The following is a 14,692-nucleotide window of genomic DNA, read 5'->3' on the forward strand; positions in this document are numbered from 1 at the left end:
GCCGTGGCCAGAGAGTTGCGTCGCTCGATCAGACCAGAACCGATCCCTTGGCGTCGATCACGCCCTGGGTTTCGGCCTCGCCCAGCAGCATCTCGTTGTGAGCCTTGCCCGACGGGATCATCGGGAAGCAGTTCTCATGCTTCTCGACGAGGCAGTCGAAGATCACTGGACCGTCGTGGTTGATCATCTCCATGATCGCATCGTCGAGGTCGGCCGGATCGGAGCACAGGATGCCCTTGGCCCCGAAGGCCTCGGCCAGCTTCACGAAATCGGGCAGAGCTTCGGACCAGCTATGCGAATAGCGCTCACCATGCAGAAGTTCCTGCCACTGGCGCACCATGCCGAGCCGTTCATTGTTCAGAATGAACTGTTTGACGGGCAAGCGATACTGCACCGCTGTGCCCATTTCCTGCATGTTCATCAGCCAGCTGGCCTCGCCTGCCACGTTGATGACCAGAGCGTCCGGATGTGCCATCTGCACACCGATCGACGCCGGGAAGCCATAGCCCATCGTCCCCAGGCCGCCCGAGGTCATCCAGCGGTTCGGATCTTCGAAACCCAGGTATTGCGCTGCCCACATCTGGTGCTGGCCAACCTCGGTGCAGATATAGCGATCATGCCCCTTGGTCAGAGCCTCGAGCCGTGCCACCGCGTGCTGCGGCTTGATCGACTTCTTGCTGTCGGTGTAGGCGAGGCAATCCACCTTGCGCCATTCGTTGATCTTCATGTGCCACTTGGCCACCGACTCGACATTGGTCTTGCGGCCCCGGGCCTTCCAAATCTTGAGCAGGTCCTCGAGTACATGGGCAACATCGCCGACAATCGGAATATCGGTCTTTATGACCTTGTTGATCGAGCTGGGGTCGATGTCGATATGCGCCTTGATCGATTTCGGGCTGAAGGCATCGATGCGGCCGGTGATCCGGTCGTCGAAGCGCGCGCCGATGTTGATCAGCAAGTCGCAGTCGTGCATGGCGAGGTTGGCCTCGTAGAGGCCGTGCATCCCCAGCATCCCGAGCCAGTTCTTGCCCGAGGCCGGGTAGCTGCCGAGCCCCATCAGGGTCGAGGTGATCGGAAAGCCGGTGGCATCGACCAATTCGCGCAGCAACTGGCTGGCGGCCGGGCCGGAATTGATCACGCCTCCGCCGGTGTAGAAGACCGGGCGCTTGGCCTTTTCCATCGCGGCGACCAGTTCGGTGATCTCCTCGATGTCGCCCTTCATCCTCGGCTGATAGTGCGAGGCGGTCGGCGCCGGTTTGGTATAGGTCCCGGTGGCAAACTGCACATCCTTGGGGATGTCCACCAGGACCGGCCCGGGGCGGCCCGAGGTGGCGACATGGAACGCCTCGTGAATGACGCCAGACAGCTTGTCGGTGTCCTTGACCAGCCAGTTGTGTTTCGTGCAGGGGCGCGTGATGCCGACAGTGTCCGCCTCCTGGAACGCGTCCGAGCCGATCATGAAGGTCGGCACCTGTCCGGTAAAAACGACGATCGGGATACTGTCCATCAGCGCGTCCGTCAGCCCGGTCACGGCGTTGGTCGCGCCGGGGCCCGAAGTCACAAGAACAACGCCGGGCCGGCCGGTGGACCGTGCATAGCCTTCGGCGGCGTGGACCGCGCCCTGTTCGTGACGCACCAGGACGTGCTTGATGTCATTCTGCTGGAACACTTCGTCGTAGATCGGCAGGACAGCGCCGCCGGGATATCCGAATACCGTGTCCACACCCTGATCCTTCAGGGCCTGAACCAACATCTTTGCTCCGGTCATTTCACGTGTCATCTGCATTGCTCCATCCGCGACAGCGTTCCGCGCACAAAAAAGCCCCCGGTTGTGACGGGGGCGCATGGGTCGAATTATGGTCTACCGTTACCGGCCCATGCGCGTGGTTCCTACGATTACGACTAGGGGTGTCAAATCCCGCGCTCCTCAGTGCTGCGCGGACATTATGAGCGAGGGGCAGGGGCGTCAACCGCAATAGGCAGAAATAAATGACCGGAACGGCCAGAAACTGGACATATTGTTGCGTCACTTTGCCCCGCTGGGATTTTTTCGGAATCACACCGGCGGGTTCTCGGGTCAGAGACGGGTCGGGCGTCGATCCGGCAGGTTGATGTTGGCGACCTGCTCGGCGATCGGGTCGGTCGAGAGCGGGTGTGTCTCGGACCGGAAGGCGTCCGGATCGCGCATCGGTTGCCATTCACCGCCGAGATAGACCTCGAGCCCGGAAAACCGCGCCTTGTAGCCCATCTTCTGACTGCCGGGCACCCAATAGCCGAGGTAGACATAGGGCAGGTCGGCACCGCGGGCGATCTCTATATGATCGAGGATCATATGCGTGCCGAGGCTGAGTTGCGGAGCGTCTGGATCGTAGAAGGAATAGACCATGCTCAGCCCGTCCTCGAGGACGTCGGTCAGGCTGACGGCGACGAGGTCCGATCCGTTCATGTATTCTATGACACGGCTGCGGATCGGGGTTTCCTCGATCATGGCGGCGAATTCGAACACGTCCATGTCGGCCATTCCGCCATCGGCATGGCGCGCGTCGAGATACCGGCGGAACAGGTCGTACTGATCCTCGGTGGCCCACGGAGAGGTGGCCCGGCGCTCAAGGTCGGCGTTGCGGCGCGCCGTGCGCTTCTGGCTCTTGGACGGTGTGAAGCGCGACACATCAATCCGCGCCGATAGACAAGCCGAGCATTCGGCACAGGACGGACGGTACAGCACGTTCTGTGACCGGCGAAACCCCTGCTGGCTGAGGCTGTTGTTGAGTCGATCGGCGTTCTCGCCCTGCAGCGATGTGAACAGCTTACGTTCCATTCGCCCGTCCAGATAAGGACAGGGCTGGGGGGCCGTCACATAGAATTGTGGCGCTATGGGAAGAGTGTGGCGCATCGATCGTCCGCGGTTGATTGCCTAAATGATAACAACCGTCGTCTGATACGCCAAGCCCGGATTCACGCGCTGGAAACGGCGCGCCGGTTCAGCGCAACCGTGCCGAGAAAGGCGTCGGACAGGCCCTGTCCGCGTGCGCCGGTCAGCATCATCACGATCGAGATCACCTGCAGGACAGGGACAGCGACGCTGATCGTGTAGCCCGTGGTATGCGCCAGAGCCATCCCGAGATCGAAGGGGCTGCCATCGGACTGGCGCAGTTCGATTCCGGCAAAACGCATGCCCCAGGTGGCCGAGGCGTTGGCGAGCGTCACGACCCGGTAGGCAAAGCCAATCACCACGATCAGCACGGGCCAGACGAAGGCGCCGACAAAGGCGGTCAGAACAACGGTCAGCAGGCTGAGCAATAGGATCACCGCCATGTCGACGATCCAGGCCAGCAGGCGCTTGGCCGGAACCGAGCTGTAGAACTGCGGTTGGCGGTCCGGGTCGGGCAGGTGAAGCATTGTTGTGCGTCCGTGAAACGATTGGGGGAAGCGCCCCCGCGCTTTGGCGGGGGCGGTGGGTCGATCAGGCGGCTTCGGTGCCGTCGCCGTTCTTTTTCGCGCGCTCTTCCATGAACTGGTCGAACTCGGCCTTGTCCTTGGCTTCGCGCAGGCGCTCCAGGAAGGTTTCGAAGTTGGTCTGCTCCTCCTCGAGCCGGCGGAGGGTTTCTTCCTTGTAGGCGTCAAAGGCGCTGTTGCCGGTGGATTTCGTCATCGTCATGCGGCTGGTGTTCCAGGAACCGTGGCGGCTGCAGGATTTGCTGAACATGCGTTTGCTCCAGATCATGTAGAAGAGAAATGCGAGGCCGATGGGCCAGAAGAAGACGAAGCCAAGCACCATGGCGGCGATCCACGCGCCTTTGCCCTTGCTGTCAAGCCAGGCTTCGCTGCGGGAAAACCAGCCCGGATGGGACGTGGCGGGGACGGGGTCGGTCATCATGGTCATGGTCAGTCTCTCCATATCGGGTTTCGGTGGGTCTATGTGAACCTCTTTCACATTACCTAGATCGGAAGTGCTGTGCCCCTTTGCAAGGGTTTATGTGAATGTTTTTTACATTTCTTCCTTTTTTATCGTGAAATCAGATATTTGAGCATCTGAAATTCGCTGAAGATCCAAGGGTGAGATCGGAAATACGTGATGCGGCGTGCCTGCAGCGGCCCAGACCCGGTCGAAATCCGTCAAGCGAAGGTCCAGGAAAGCGGGGATCGGCGAGAGGTGGCCAACCGGGGCGACGCCGCCAATGGCAAAGCCCGTGCGGCTGCGCACCAGCGCGGCGTCGGCCTTTCCCAGGGGTTCGCCTGCCAAGGCCGCGGCCCTGTCCGGATCGACCCGGTTGCCGCCGGCGGTGAGAAACAGCAGCACCTCGCCACTGTGTTCGCCCAGGAACACGATCGACTTGGCAATCTGGTCGACCCCGCAGCCGACCGCCCGCGCGGCGTCCGCGGCGGTGCGGGCGAGGTCGGTTTCGCGGATATCCGGATCAAGCCCGGCGTCTTTCAGGGCGGCGCGGACGCGCTTCAGGCTTTTGCTCATGGCGACAGGGTGGCGCAGTGCGCGGGCGGGATCAAGCCGCTCGCTCAAGGCCGATCGCGGATTGACGCGCCTTGCGTCGCGCAGCAGTCTGCGCTCATGTCATTGTTGCGCAAGATCACCCGTCTGCCCCGAGCCTACGACCCGGACCGGGGCGCGGAGGCCCGTGCCGCCGTGCCCGGCGCCGAGGGCGATTTCGCACAGTTGATCGAGGGAGCAGGCGGGTCGAGCCCATTTCTGAAAGGCCTGATCGAAAGCGAGGCGGAGTGGCTCCTTTCGGCTGCCGACGATCCCGATGCCGCGATCGACCGCTGTCTTGCGGAGGTTTCGGAGCTGGCGCCGGATGCACTCAAGTCCGGTCTGCGCCGGGCCAAACGGCGCATCGCGCTGATCACGGCGCTGGCCGATCTGTCGGGCGTCTGGCCGCTCGAACGGGTGACCGGCGTCTTGACGGATTTCGGTGGTCTGGCCTGTGACGTGGTGATCAAGGCCGAGATCGCCGCGCTGGTGCGGCGCGGCAAACTGCCCGGCCAAACCGAGGACGACATCGCCACGGCCGGCGGTCTGATCGTTCTGGCGATGGGCAAGATGGGCGCACACGAGTTGAATTACTCGTCGGATATCGACCTGATCTGCCTGTTCGACGAAACTCGCTTCGACCCGTCCGATTTCCATGATGCCCGCCAGGGCATGGTCCGCGCGACGCGCAACATGTGCAGCACGCTGAGCGAACGCACCGCGGAGGGGTATGTATTCCGTACCGACCTGCGCCTGCGCCCGGATCCGGCCGTGACGCCTGTCTGCATGGCCACCGAAGCAGCGGAACGGTACTACGAAAGCCTCGGCCGCACCTGGGAACGCGCCGCCTATATCAAGGCGCGCCCGGCGGCGGGGGATCTGGAGGCCGGTGCCCGGTTCCTGACCACGCTGACCCCCTTCGTGTGGCGCAAGCACCTGGATTTCGCCAGCATCCAGGACGCCCATGACATGCGATTGCGCATCCGCGAGAACAAGGGGTTGTACGGCCCACTCTCGGTGCCGGGCCATGACATGAAGCTGGGGCGCGGGGGGATCCGCGAGATCGAGTTCTTCACCCAGACCCGCCAGTTGATCGCCGGCGGCCGCGACAGCGATCTGCGTCAGCGCGGTACTGTGCCCGGTCTTGCGGCGCTGGCTGCCAAGGGTTGGGTTCCGAAGGACGTCGCGGACCGACTGACCGCACATTACCGGGCGCATCGCGAAGTCGAACACCGCATCCAGATGGTGAACGACGCGCAGACCCACAAGATGCCCTCCACAGAGGAGGGCCTGGCGCGGATCGCCTGCCTGATGGACATGGATGAAACCGACATGATCGACACGGTCAAGGCGCGTCTGACCGAGGTGCACGAGTTGACCGAAGGGTTCTTTGCTCCGGAATCGGGCGCAGCGGAGCCCAGCCCGCCCGAGACCGAGGCGTTTGATGCAAGCATTCTCGCGCGGTGGCCGACCTATCCGGCGCTGCGTTCGGAACGGGCGCGACAGATCTTCAAGCGACTGCGCCCGGAGCTGCTGTCGCGGCTGGCACGAACCGCCAAGCCCGAGGAGTCCCTCTTGGCTCTGGACGGGTTCCTCGCGGGATTGCCCGCCGGGGTGCAGCTGTTCTCGCTGTTCGAGGCCAACACGCAGTTGATCGATCTTCTGATCGATATCGTCGGCACATCGTCTGCCTTGGCCAGCCACCTCTCGCGTAACGCCGGCGTGTTCGACGCGGTGATCGGGGGCGATTTCTTTGCCGACTGGCCCGGAACCGAGCAGCTGCGCGCCGATCTCGACCAGCTTCTGGCCAGGGAACCCGACTACGAGCGCCAGCTGGACGCGGCGCGACGTTGGAACAAGGAATGGCATTTCCGCATCGGCGTGCATCACCTGCGTGGTCTGATCGACGCGGCGGGCGCGGGCGCGCAATACGCCGAGCTTGCCGAAGCGGTGATTGCCTCGATCGCACCGGTGGTCGCGCGTCAGTTCGCAAGAAAGCACGGCGCGCCGCCTGGTCGCGGGGCCGCGATTCTGGGCATGGGATCGCTGGGCGCGGGCCGGCTGAACGCCATGTCCGATCTGGATGTGATCGTCATCTATGACCCGCAGGAGCAGGAGAGTTCGGAGGGACGCCGCCCCCTTGGCGTGCGCCCCTACTATGCGCGTCTGACGCAGGCTTTGATCACCGCCCTGACCGCCCCCACCGCCGAGGGCCGGCTCTACGAGGTGGACATGCGGCTCAGGCCCTCGGGTACCCAGGGGCCGGTTGCGACAAGCTGGGCTAGTTTCCGGAACTACCAGGTGTCGGACGCCTGGGTTTGGGAGCATCTCGCGCTGACCCGCGCCCGGGTCGTCGCCGGGGCGCCCGATCTGGCCGAGGATATCGAAAGCTTTCGCCGCTCCGTTCTGGCGACCGGGCGCGACCGCGACAAGGTGCTGCGAGAGGTTGCCGACATGCGCGCCCGCGTGGCCGCGGCCAAGACCGCTGACGGGCCTTGGGACGCAAAGACCGGCGCGGGACGGATGCAGGATATCGAACTGGTCGCGCAGACAGGCGCTCTGTTGGCCGGGTCGCCCGCCCGCGATGTGCGGTCGGGGCTCGAGGCCGCCGTCGCTTGCGGTTGGCTGTCGACCGAGGACGCAAACCTGCTGTCGGAGGCATATGATCTCTACTGGGCGGTGCAGATGGCGGCCCGGCTTATTTCCGGCAATGCGTTGGACAGTGCGGATATCGGCGAAGGAGCTGCAGCCTTCCTGTGCCGCAGCACTGGGGTTGACGATATCGACCTTCTGCGTGCTGAACTCGAGACGAGCTATGAGCGCATCTCCGGCCGTATCGCAGAGCTGGTTGGGCCGGGGAATGAAAAATGAAGGGCGATGCACGGACCGATCCGAAGGGACTGATCGAGGAAGCGTATCGCATGCCGGATGTTACCGCGTCCGAGTGCAGATCGATCTTTCTGGATTGGGCCCTGAGCCTTCCGGAGGGTTCGGACACCCGCGCGATCCTGCGCCAACTGATCGACCGATTTGCAACCGCGCAGCCGGAGCATCCGATGACGCAGGTCATGCAGGAAGGGTTGACCTCTGTCGCGACGCCCAAACGCCGAGGCGGCTGGCGCGCCCGCCCGCGCACCTGACGCGGGAACTGAACCCTCGGCGGGTGCGCACATCCTCCTGGGCGATAGGAATTGGCAGACATCAGACCGAAGCGCGGCGGCCGTGAGAGTTCTTGGACGCCAAGGGGACGACGGGCCTTGGCCCATGCTGTTCGCGATACGCGGTGTTTCCCGAACGGGACCGATGAGGAAGGCCGATAAGCGAAAATTTCGGGACGATGGTGCAATTCGCCAAGTCGGGCCTTTTGCCCAGATGGTGAAACGCGCTAAGGCAAGGCGAACCAATGGGTCAGCAACGGCCCGTCCCCGGACCAACGCGGATCTGACATGACACCTGCTCCTCAACCGGATGACCGCCCCCGCGTTCGTCTGAAGCCCAAGATCAACGCGCGGGGGCTGCGCCACGGGTTCCCCTGGGTCTATGCCAACGAGCTCGTGACGGACCGGCGCACCCGGTCGCTGCAGCCGGGGACGCTGGCGGTTCTCGAGGATGATGCCCGCGCGCCGCTGGGTCTGGTCTCGGTCAATCCGAACTCGCGGATCATCTGCCGGATGATCGACCGCGACCCGGCGGCCGAGGTCGACGTGGCGTGGTTCGCGGAGCGACTGCAGCGGGCGTTGGATCTGCGCGCCCGGCTGTATGACGCGCCGTTCTATCGGCTTGCGCATGCCGAAGCTGACGGCTTGCCCGGCGTCGTGATCGATCGTTTCGGCGACGTGGCGGTTGTGCAGCCCAATGCTGCCTGGGCCGAGGTGCATCTCGCCGCGATGACCCGGGCATTGGTGGAGGTGACCGGCGTCGCCACGGTACTCAAGAACGCCGGCGGGCGCACCCGGGGGCTTGAGGGGCTCGACGATGTTTCAGGCGTTCTGCACGGGCAGGCACCCGATCGGCCAGTGCCGGTGCCGATGAACGGGGCGATCTACATGGCCGACCTGACAGGAGGGCAGAAAACCGGCCTCTTCTTCGACCAGCGGCCCAATCACGCTTTTGCCGCGCGGCTTGCGCCCGGGGCGCGGGTGCTTGACGTGTTTTCTCATGTGGGCGGTTTCGCCCTGGCGGCGCTTGCGCATGGCGCGGCCTCGGCTCTCGTGGTGGATGGGTCTGCTGCAGCCCTCGACCTCGCCCGCGCGGGGGCCGAGGCGAGCGGGGTAGGGAACCGCTTCCAGACCCGGCAGGGCGACGCTTTCGAAACCCTCGCCGCATTGCAGGAGGAAGGTGCGCAGTTCGATTTCGCGATCTGCGATCCGCCGGCTTTCGCGCCGGCGCGCTCCGCGCTCGAGGCCGGTCTGCGGGCCTATGAACGCATCGCCCGTCTCGCCGCACCGCTGGTCGCGCCGGGCGGATACCTGGTCCTTTGTTCCTGCTCGCACGCCGCCGATCTCGAGCGGTTCCGCACGGCTTGCACGCGCGGCATCGGGCGCGCAGGGCGACAGGCGCAACTGTTGCACACGGGATTCGCGGGGCCGGATCATCCGCAATTGCCACAGCTGGGGGAAAGCGGCTATCTCAAGGCGTTGGTCTTCCGGCTGTGAAGATCGTTCTGGACACCTGCGTCCTGTTTCCCACCGTGATGCGCGAGATGATCCTGGGTGCCGCCCGGGCCGGTCATTTCGCCCCTTTCTGGTCCGAGCGGATCCTCGAGGAATGGGCCCGCGCCGCGCACCGGCTCGGACCCGACGGCGAAGTTCAGGCGCGGGGAGAGATCGCATTGCTGCGCGCGGCCTGGCCCGATGCGCTCCTGCCACCCGCGCCTGGTGTCGAAACCCGTCTCTGGCTGCCGGACCCGTCCGATCTGCATGTGCTTGCGGTCGCCGTTGCGGGCTCGGCTGACGCGATCATGACGCTGAACGCGCGGGATTTCCCGCGCAACATTCTCGCCGAGGAAGGGCTTACCCGCGTCGATCCAGACTCCTTTCTGTATGGTCTCTGGCAGCAGGCGCCCGAAAGCATCGCCGCCGAGGCCAATGCGGTCCTCGCCCAAGCCAATCGCCTGTCCGGACACCATTGGGAGATGCGCGCACTGCTCAAGAAAGCCCGGTTGCCACGGTTGGCCAAGGCCGTCGCAGGCTGAACTCGGTTGCTTCTTTCCGCTCAGGATGGCAGCGGGGCGCGCGGCGGGCCGGGCCAACAGCGTGACCCGGGGCGCATCAACTCGGCGCGGTCCAGCGCGCCTCGAGCTTTTCGAGCGCGGCGATGCGCTGCTCGGTTTTCGGGTGGCTCATAAGCCAGGCCGGGGCCATGCCTGCGCGCTGCTGGGTGAGCGCATCGAGCTTGCGAAACAGCGACTTCTGCGGTTCGACGCCGATTCCGGCCTTGGTCAGCAGGGCGGCTGCGTAGGCGTCCGCCTCGTATTCATCCGAGCGTGACAGGCCGGCGGCCAACAGGGTCGTCAGGATGTTGGCGATCCAGGCCCCGACAAAGGGAATGAAGCGCCCGAGGATCATCATCAACGCCGTGCGCAATGCGTTCTGGCCAGAGAAATCGATCATGCGGCGGCGCGAATGGCCGAGGGCGACATGGCCGAGTTCATGCGCGATGACGCTCGACAGTTCCTCTCCGGTCACGTCGCCGTTCTGGAACTTGCGATAAAACCCGCGGGTGATGAAAATCCGTCCGTCGGGCGCTGCAAGCCCGTTCACGGGGTCGATCTCGTAGATGTAGACCGGGATTCGCGCCAGGTCGAGCGCCACGGCGAGCCGGTCGGTGAGGCGCTTGAGTTTCGGGTCGGCCAGTTCGGTGGACTTGCTGTCAAGTTCGCGTCCGGTGCGCCAGACCGATACGCGGTACATCGCGACGGCGTAGAGGATGGCCAGCAGGATCGGCGTCAGCTTGATCATGGAATGGATATGGCGTCGGGCGGGCCCTTCGACAAGGCTTTGCGCGCGTCCCAGGCCACGGACACCGCACGGGGGCCGCGAAACGCCCAACCGGTGAACTTCACCTCTGTGGCCAGGCGCAGGCCGGGCGCGGCGGCGAGCGCCATGGGCAGGGCGACCTGGGTGATCGGCGCGACCCGCCGCATCCGGGCCGGAACGAGGTAGGGATCGGCGGTGAAGGCGGCGAGGTCGATACCGGTGACGGGCGCATCGGACATGGTGGCAGTTCAGCGCGCCGGGGGCGCGGGGAAGAGAACGCGCAACGGCTGCGCCGGGTTCATGCCGAAACCCGGCGTTTACCCCTGCATTCCCTGACCGAACGGGCTGTGCAGGGCGTACATACCGCGTACAGACCGCGTGCATACGCGGCATGCCGTTTCGCGCCCGGTGCGACGGTTAACGCGGCGCGCGGGGCCAAAGGTAAAGAAAGTGTCGCCGAGCGATCAGGGCCAACGGAGACCGGGCCTGGCGCGGGGCATGTCGACTTCGGAGACGCCGGGTCGCCCGGCGTTCAGCGTTGTCGGGGTCCGGAGCCGCGGTTCGAAATCAGTTGGTCAGGTGTTTCATGCCGCGGCTGAGCCCTTCCAGCGTCATCGGCACCATGGCCTCCTTGCCGAAGATCTCCTGGATCATCTGGATCGAATGCGTGTAGTCCCAGTACTTCTCGGGCACCGGGTTGATCCACAGCGTGTCGGGCCATTGGTCGATGGCGCGTTGCAGCCAGACGCTGCCGGCCTCGGCGTTCCAGTGTTCGTTGGCGCCGCCGGGATAGGCGATCTCGTAGGGGCTCATGGACGCGTCACCGACGAAGATGCACTTGTAGTCGGAGCCGTAGGTGCGCAGCACCTCGTGCGTGGGGATCTGCGCATCCCAGCGGCGGCGGTTGTCGCGCCACACGCCCTCGTAGAGGCAGTTGTGGAAATAGTAATGCTCGAGATGCTTGAATTCACTGCGCGCGGCAGAGAACAGCTCTTCCACCACCTTGACATGGGGGTCCATGCTGCCGCCGACATCGAGGAACAGAACCACCTTGACCGCGTTGTGACGCTCTGGCCGGGTCTTGACGTCGAGGTAGCCGTGTTCGGCGGTGGCGCGGATGGTGCCGTCGAGGTCGAGTTCTTCCGCCGCGCCCTCGCGGGCCCAGCGGCGCAGGCGTTTCAGCGCCACCTTGATGTTGCGGGTGCCCAGTTCGACCGTGTCGTCGAGGTTCTTGAATTCGCGCTTGTCCCAGACCTTGACCGCGCGCTGGTGGCGGCTTTCCTTCTGGCCGATCCGCACGCCTTCGGGGTTGTAGCCATAGGCGCCGAAAGGGCTGGTGCCACCGGTGCCGATCCACTTGTTGCCGCCCTGGTGGCGGCCCTGCTGCTCCTTGAGCCGTTCGCGCAGGGTTTCCATCAGCTTGTCGAAGCCTCCGAGCGCCTCGATCTCGGCCTTCTCGGCGTCGCTCAGGTGTTTCTCGGTCATCTTCCTGAGCCAGTCGGCGGGGATGTCGACCGCGTCCATGACCTGCTGAAAGCTGATCTCCTCGAGCCCCTTGAAGCTGGCGGCGAAGGCGCGGTCGAACTTGTCGATGTTGCGCTCGTCCTTCACCATCGCGGTGCGGGCCAGATAGTAGAACGCCTCGACGTCATACGTGGCCAGTCCGGCGGTCATGCCTTCCAGGAAGGTCAGGTACTCGCGCAGGCTGACCGGGATGCCGGCCTTGCGCAGATTGTCGAAGAACGGCAGGAACATGCGTTCAGCCTGCCACGCGGTCGATTATGACGGTCAGCAGCATGCCCACCACCGCGAAGGCCATCGCAGAGGCAACTGCGTACTGCGCGATGTCCGCGCGGTTTCCGCCACGCTTCTTCGCCGTCATGGCGCCGAATGCTGCCCCGGCCACTGCGCCTGCGATCACGATCATGTTTGCCTGCCCGCCTGACTAGCTCTTGCGTTCGCCCCTCGGATTGAGCGCCGCGATCTCGCGCATCTTGGCGCGCACCGCCCAATCGGAACCAAACCCGTAGCGCGCCCATCCCAGACTGTCCAGCCTGACCGCGCGGGCGGCTTCGGGTTGACCGGTCAGATCGAGCGCCTCGGCCTGCAGCAGCATCAGCGTCGCCAGAAGCGCCGCGTTCTCGGAGCGGGCGGCCACGTCGAGCGACGGGTCGATCTGGCGCAGGGCCGCCGCGCCGTCGCCGCGCGCGATGGCGTAGGCCGCGGTCTGGGTGGCGATATAGGCGCGGTGCAGGTCGGTGCCGGGCGTGCCCTCGAGATAGCGCAGGGCGCTGGCATAGTATTGCTGGGCGAGCGCCGGGTCCTGCAGTTGGGTCATCCGGCCGAGCATGTAGTAGGCGAAGGCGCGGCGGTGGTCCTGCCAGCCCAACCGCTGCGCGGTGGCGGCCGCGGACATCGCGGCATTGCGACGGGCTGGCGTGGTGGCGCCGGGGCCGAGCGCGGTCTGAACCGCGTCGATGAAATCGCGCGAGGTGGTCGACACCGGTGTGACGCGCCGACCGTCGCCACCGGGGTTGAGCCGGGACAGGATGGCGGGCAGCTCGGTGGCGACCTCGGACTCGGACATGCCGCTGGCGAGTTCGGGCGCGTAGGTCGCGCGCAGGATCAGCATGTCGAACCCGGTCAGCACGGTGTGCACGTTGTCGTCGTTGAAGACGGAATCCGGCAGGCGGTAGAGATCGTTGAGCGGGCCGATCGCCTGGGCCAGTTCCTCGTGCAGGCAGTCGCGGATTTCCTGCGGGCTGGAATCGTAGGGCAGGAAGATGGCCAGCCGCTCGCGCCGCGTCAGGGTCGACCAGTTGGTGTCGGGGCTGCGCCGCTTGCGTCTGAATTCGGACAGGCTGCTGACATTGGGCACGACGAAACAGGCGGCCTGGGGCAGGGCGCGGCGGATGTCGGCGCGGCTGACCGCCTCGATCGTCACGCCGGCGGCCGCATCGGATGGGTCGGTTTCGCGGATGTCGATCCTTGCCTCGCGCCGCAGCCGGGTCAGAAGGCGGCGCAGGTCGGGCGTCAGGCTGGGCGGCGGTTTCCCGGTGACGCGCACGGTGATCGGGGTTTCGAACCGGGTGAAGACCGGCAATGCGCGCCCGCTTTCGAGCTGGAAATGCAGGGCGAGGAAATCGGCCGCGATGTTCGCGTTGGATTGCATCGGGCGCGTCGGCAGGGATTGGGTGAAGCCCTTGACCGGCGGCAGGCTGGAGTCGGCGATGCGCGCGCGGGTCGTCATCTCCGGCGGCGGGGTGTCGGCGCAGCCGGAGAGCAGAAGGGCAAGAACGACGGCTGCGGCGGGACGGATCATGGGCGCTGATACTTGATGAACGGGGTCTTGACGGCGATGCGGTCATAGAGTTTGCGCGCGGTTTCGTTAAAATCCTGTGTCAGCCAATAGACCGTCGGCGCGCCGCGGGCGTCCGCTTCGGCATAGACCGCCTCGATCAGGCGCCGTCCGACGCCTGTGCCGCGCGCTTCCGGGCGGGCATAGAGGTCCTGCAGGTAGCAGACATCCTCGATCTTCCAGCCGTGGCGGTGAAAGAGGTAGTGGGTCAGCCCGACAAGCCGTCCGTCCTGTTCGGCCACGAAGGCCGAGAAATCGCGCGGGTCGTCTCCCAGCAGCCGCGCGAAGGTGCTGTCATAGATCTCGGGCGCGACGGAGGTCTCGTAGAAATCGAGATAGGCGGTCCACAGCTCCGCCCAGTCGGGGCGGTCTTCGGCGCGCAGGGGGCGCACGGTGACGGATGCGGCAGCGTTCATGCCCGCAAACGTGGCAGAGCGGGCCATCGCGCTCAAGCGGAAATCCGCCGGATGCGGTGTGGCGAAGGTGAACCGGGTCACAGACGACACGACATCGGCCGTGCCATGGTCGCCGCGGGCCGCGCCGTGATGCGCGGTGGTCAACACAGGGACGAGGTCGAACCATGCCGGACTATTACACGCAGCAATTTTCCTACAGCGAGACCGTGACCAAGAACGGGGTCACCAAGAACATCGATGGCAACACCTATTTCTGGGGCGTTCAGGGGGCGCATAACCACGACAAGGCCATCGCCTTCAGCAAGGCCGCGATGGATTACCTGGTGTCGACGGCCAAATGGCCGCGCAACAAGATCGAGATCGGCAAGTTCTTCAGCGGCCAGTCGAGCCACAAGGCCGGCAAGGAGCTCAAGTGGAACGACAAGACCGAGAAGTGGAGCAAATAGGCGGCGCG

Annotated in this window: 16 protein-coding genes; 5 read left to right on the plus strand and 11 right to left on the minus strand. The window is 65.1% G+C overall.

Annotation, left to right across the window (positions count from 1 at the left end):
- Positions 1 to 28: 28 nt before the first annotated feature.
- From JF290_RS16695 to JF290_RS16715, 5 genes are all read right to left on the minus strand, one after another.
- Complete coding sequence (locus JF290_RS16695; RefSeq protein ID WP_199026037.1) at positions 29 to 1,780, minus strand: acetolactate synthase 3 large subunit; 1,752 nt, start codon at positions 1,778 to 1,780, stop codon at positions 29 to 31.
- Between the two features lie 297 nt (positions 1,781 to 2,077).
- Positions 2,078 to 2,893, minus strand: a complete 816-nt coding sequence (locus JF290_RS16700; protein ID WP_199026038.1) for an arginyltransferase — start codon at positions 2,891 to 2,893, stop codon at positions 2,078 to 2,080.
- Positions 2,894 to 2,955: 62 nt separating this feature from the next.
- Positions 2,956 to 3,399, minus strand: coding sequence for an RDD family protein (locus JF290_RS16705; RefSeq protein ID WP_199026039.1), 444 nt, complete (start codon positions 3,397 to 3,399; stop codon positions 2,956 to 2,958).
- Between the two features lie 64 nt (positions 3,400 to 3,463).
- A complete protein-coding gene (locus tag JF290_RS16710) occupies positions 3,464 to 3,883 on the minus strand; it encodes a DUF2852 domain-containing protein (RefSeq protein ID WP_199026040.1) in 420 nt (139 codons plus the stop codon).
- A 105-nt stretch (positions 3,884 to 3,988) separates the two neighbouring features.
- Positions 3,989 to 4,471, minus strand: a complete 483-nt coding sequence (locus tag JF290_RS16715; protein ID WP_199026041.1) for a YbaK/EbsC family protein — start codon at positions 4,469 to 4,471, stop codon at positions 3,989 to 3,991.
- 96 nt (positions 4,472 to 4,567) lie between these two features.
- On the opposite strand from JF290_RS16715, the gene JF290_RS16720 reads away from it, so the two are divergent.
- From JF290_RS16720 to JF290_RS16735, 4 genes are all read left to right on the plus strand, one after another.
- Positions 4,568 to 7,357 (plus strand): bifunctional [glutamate--ammonia ligase]-adenylyl-L-tyrosine phosphorylase/[glutamate--ammonia-ligase] adenylyltransferase, encoded by a 2,790-nt coding sequence (locus tag JF290_RS16720; RefSeq protein ID WP_199026042.1) that lies wholly within the window; start codon positions 4,568 to 4,570, stop codon positions 7,355 to 7,357.
- Positions 7,354 to 7,626, plus strand: a complete 273-nt coding sequence (locus JF290_RS16725) for a hypothetical protein (RefSeq protein WP_199026043.1) — start codon at positions 7,354 to 7,356, stop codon at positions 7,624 to 7,626. Before JF290_RS16720 ends, JF290_RS16725 begins: the two co-directional genes overlap by 4 nt.
- A 306-nt stretch (positions 7,627 to 7,932) precedes the next feature.
- Entirely contained in the window at positions 7,933 to 9,141 is a 1,209-nt protein-coding gene (locus JF290_RS16730; protein ID WP_199026044.1) for an RSP_2647 family RNA methyltransferase, read from the plus strand.
- A complete protein-coding gene (locus JF290_RS16735) occupies positions 9,138 to 9,680 on the plus strand; it encodes an RSP_2648 family PIN domain-containing protein (RefSeq protein WP_199026045.1) in 543 nt (180 codons plus the stop codon). The genes JF290_RS16730 and JF290_RS16735 overlap by 4 nt, the downstream gene beginning before the upstream one ends.
- Positions 9,681 to 9,756: 76 nt before the next feature.
- On the opposite strand, the gene JF290_RS16740 is transcribed toward JF290_RS16735, so the two are convergent.
- From JF290_RS16740 to JF290_RS16765, 6 genes are all read right to left on the minus strand, one after another.
- On the minus strand, positions 9,757 to 10,446 hold the full coding sequence (locus JF290_RS16740) for a M48 family metalloprotease (protein WP_199026046.1): 690 nt from the start codon (positions 10,444 to 10,446) through the stop codon (positions 9,757 to 9,759).
- On the minus strand, positions 10,443 to 10,703 hold the full coding sequence (locus JF290_RS16745) for a hypothetical protein (RefSeq protein WP_199026047.1): 261 nt from the start codon (positions 10,701 to 10,703) through the stop codon (positions 10,443 to 10,445). The genes JF290_RS16740 and JF290_RS16745 overlap by 4 nt, the downstream gene beginning before the upstream one ends.
- A gap of 328 nt (positions 10,704 to 11,031) precedes the next feature.
- Positions 11,032 to 12,219: a vWA domain-containing protein gene (locus JF290_RS16750; RefSeq protein WP_199026048.1), complete on the minus strand. Its 1,188-nt coding sequence runs from the start codon at positions 12,217 to 12,219 to the stop codon at positions 11,032 to 11,034.
- Between the two features lie 4 nt (positions 12,220 to 12,223).
- A complete protein-coding gene (locus tag JF290_RS16755; RefSeq protein WP_199026049.1) occupies positions 12,224 to 12,391 on the minus strand; it encodes an apolipoprotein acyltransferase in 168 nt (55 codons plus the stop codon).
- 18 nt (positions 12,392 to 12,409) lie between these two features.
- A complete protein-coding gene (locus JF290_RS16760) occupies positions 12,410 to 13,786 on the minus strand; it encodes a DUF2927 domain-containing protein (protein WP_199026050.1) in 1,377 nt (458 codons plus the stop codon).
- Entirely contained in the window at positions 13,783 to 14,238 is a 456-nt protein-coding gene (locus tag JF290_RS16765; RefSeq protein ID WP_199026184.1) for a GNAT family N-acetyltransferase, read from the minus strand. Before JF290_RS16765 ends, JF290_RS16760 begins: the two co-directional genes overlap by 4 nt.
- A gap of 164 nt (positions 14,239 to 14,402) precedes the next feature.
- Between JF290_RS16765 and JF290_RS16770 the strand changes: the two genes are divergently transcribed.
- Positions 14,403 to 14,684, plus strand: a complete 282-nt coding sequence (locus JF290_RS16770; RefSeq protein WP_199026051.1) for a hypothetical protein — start codon at positions 14,403 to 14,405, stop codon at positions 14,682 to 14,684.
- Positions 14,685 to 14,692: the final 8 nt, after the last annotated feature.

This window comes from Sedimentitalea arenosa (assembly GCF_016428585.1).
Lineage (GTDB): Bacteria > Pseudomonadota > Alphaproteobacteria > Rhodobacterales > Rhodobacteraceae > Sedimentitalea > Sedimentitalea arenosa.

What these genes read in the sequence shown, in the direction of transcription:
- JF290_RS16695 (WP_199026037.1), bottom strand. Translation starts at nt 1,780, where the DNA reads ATGACACGTGAAATGACCGGAGCAAAGATGTTGGTTCAGGCCCTGAAG.
- JF290_RS16700 (WP_199026038.1), bottom strand. Translation starts at nt 2,893, where the DNA reads ATGCGCCACACTCTTCCCATAGCGCCACAATTCTATGTGACGGCCCCC.
- JF290_RS16705 (WP_199026039.1), bottom strand. Translation starts at nt 3,399, where the DNA reads ATGCTTCACCTGCCCGACCCGGACCGCCAACCGCAGTTCTACAGCTCG.
- JF290_RS16710 (WP_199026040.1), bottom strand. Translation starts at nt 3,883, where the DNA reads ATGACCATGATGACCGACCCCGTCCCCGCCACGTCCCATCCGGGCTGG.
- JF290_RS16715 (WP_199026041.1), bottom strand. Translation starts at nt 4,471, where the DNA reads ATGAGCAAAAGCCTGAAGCGCGTCCGCGCCGCCCTGAAAGACGCCGGG.
- JF290_RS16720 (WP_199026042.1), top strand. Translation starts at nt 4,568, where the DNA reads ATGTCATTGTTGCGCAAGATCACCCGTCTGCCCCGAGCCTACGACCCG.
- JF290_RS16725 (WP_199026043.1), top strand. Translation starts at nt 7,354, where the DNA reads ATGAAGGGCGATGCACGGACCGATCCGAAGGGACTGATCGAGGAAGCG.
- JF290_RS16730 (WP_199026044.1), top strand. Translation starts at nt 7,933, where the DNA reads ATGACACCTGCTCCTCAACCGGATGACCGCCCCCGCGTTCGTCTGAAG.
- JF290_RS16740 (WP_199026046.1), bottom strand. Translation starts at nt 10,446, where the DNA reads ATGATCAAGCTGACGCCGATCCTGCTGGCCATCCTCTACGCCGTCGCG.
- JF290_RS16745 (WP_199026047.1), bottom strand. Translation starts at nt 10,703, where the DNA reads ATGTCCGATGCGCCCGTCACCGGTATCGACCTCGCCGCCTTCACCGCC.
- JF290_RS16750 (WP_199026048.1), bottom strand. Translation starts at nt 12,219, where the DNA reads ATGTTCCTGCCGTTCTTCGACAATCTGCGCAAGGCCGGCATCCCGGTC.
- JF290_RS16755 (WP_199026049.1), bottom strand. Translation starts at nt 12,391, where the DNA reads ATGATCGTGATCGCAGGCGCAGTGGCCGGGGCAGCATTCGGCGCCATG.
- JF290_RS16760 (WP_199026050.1), bottom strand. Translation starts at nt 13,786, where the DNA reads ATGATCCGTCCCGCCGCAGCCGTCGTTCTTGCCCTTCTGCTCTCCGGC.
- JF290_RS16765 (WP_199026184.1), bottom strand. Translation starts at nt 14,238, where the DNA reads ATGAACGCTGCCGCATCCGTCACCGTGCGCCCCCTGCGCGCCGAAGAC.
- JF290_RS16770 (WP_199026051.1), top strand. Translation starts at nt 14,403, where the DNA reads ATGCCGGACTATTACACGCAGCAATTTTCCTACAGCGAGACCGTGACC.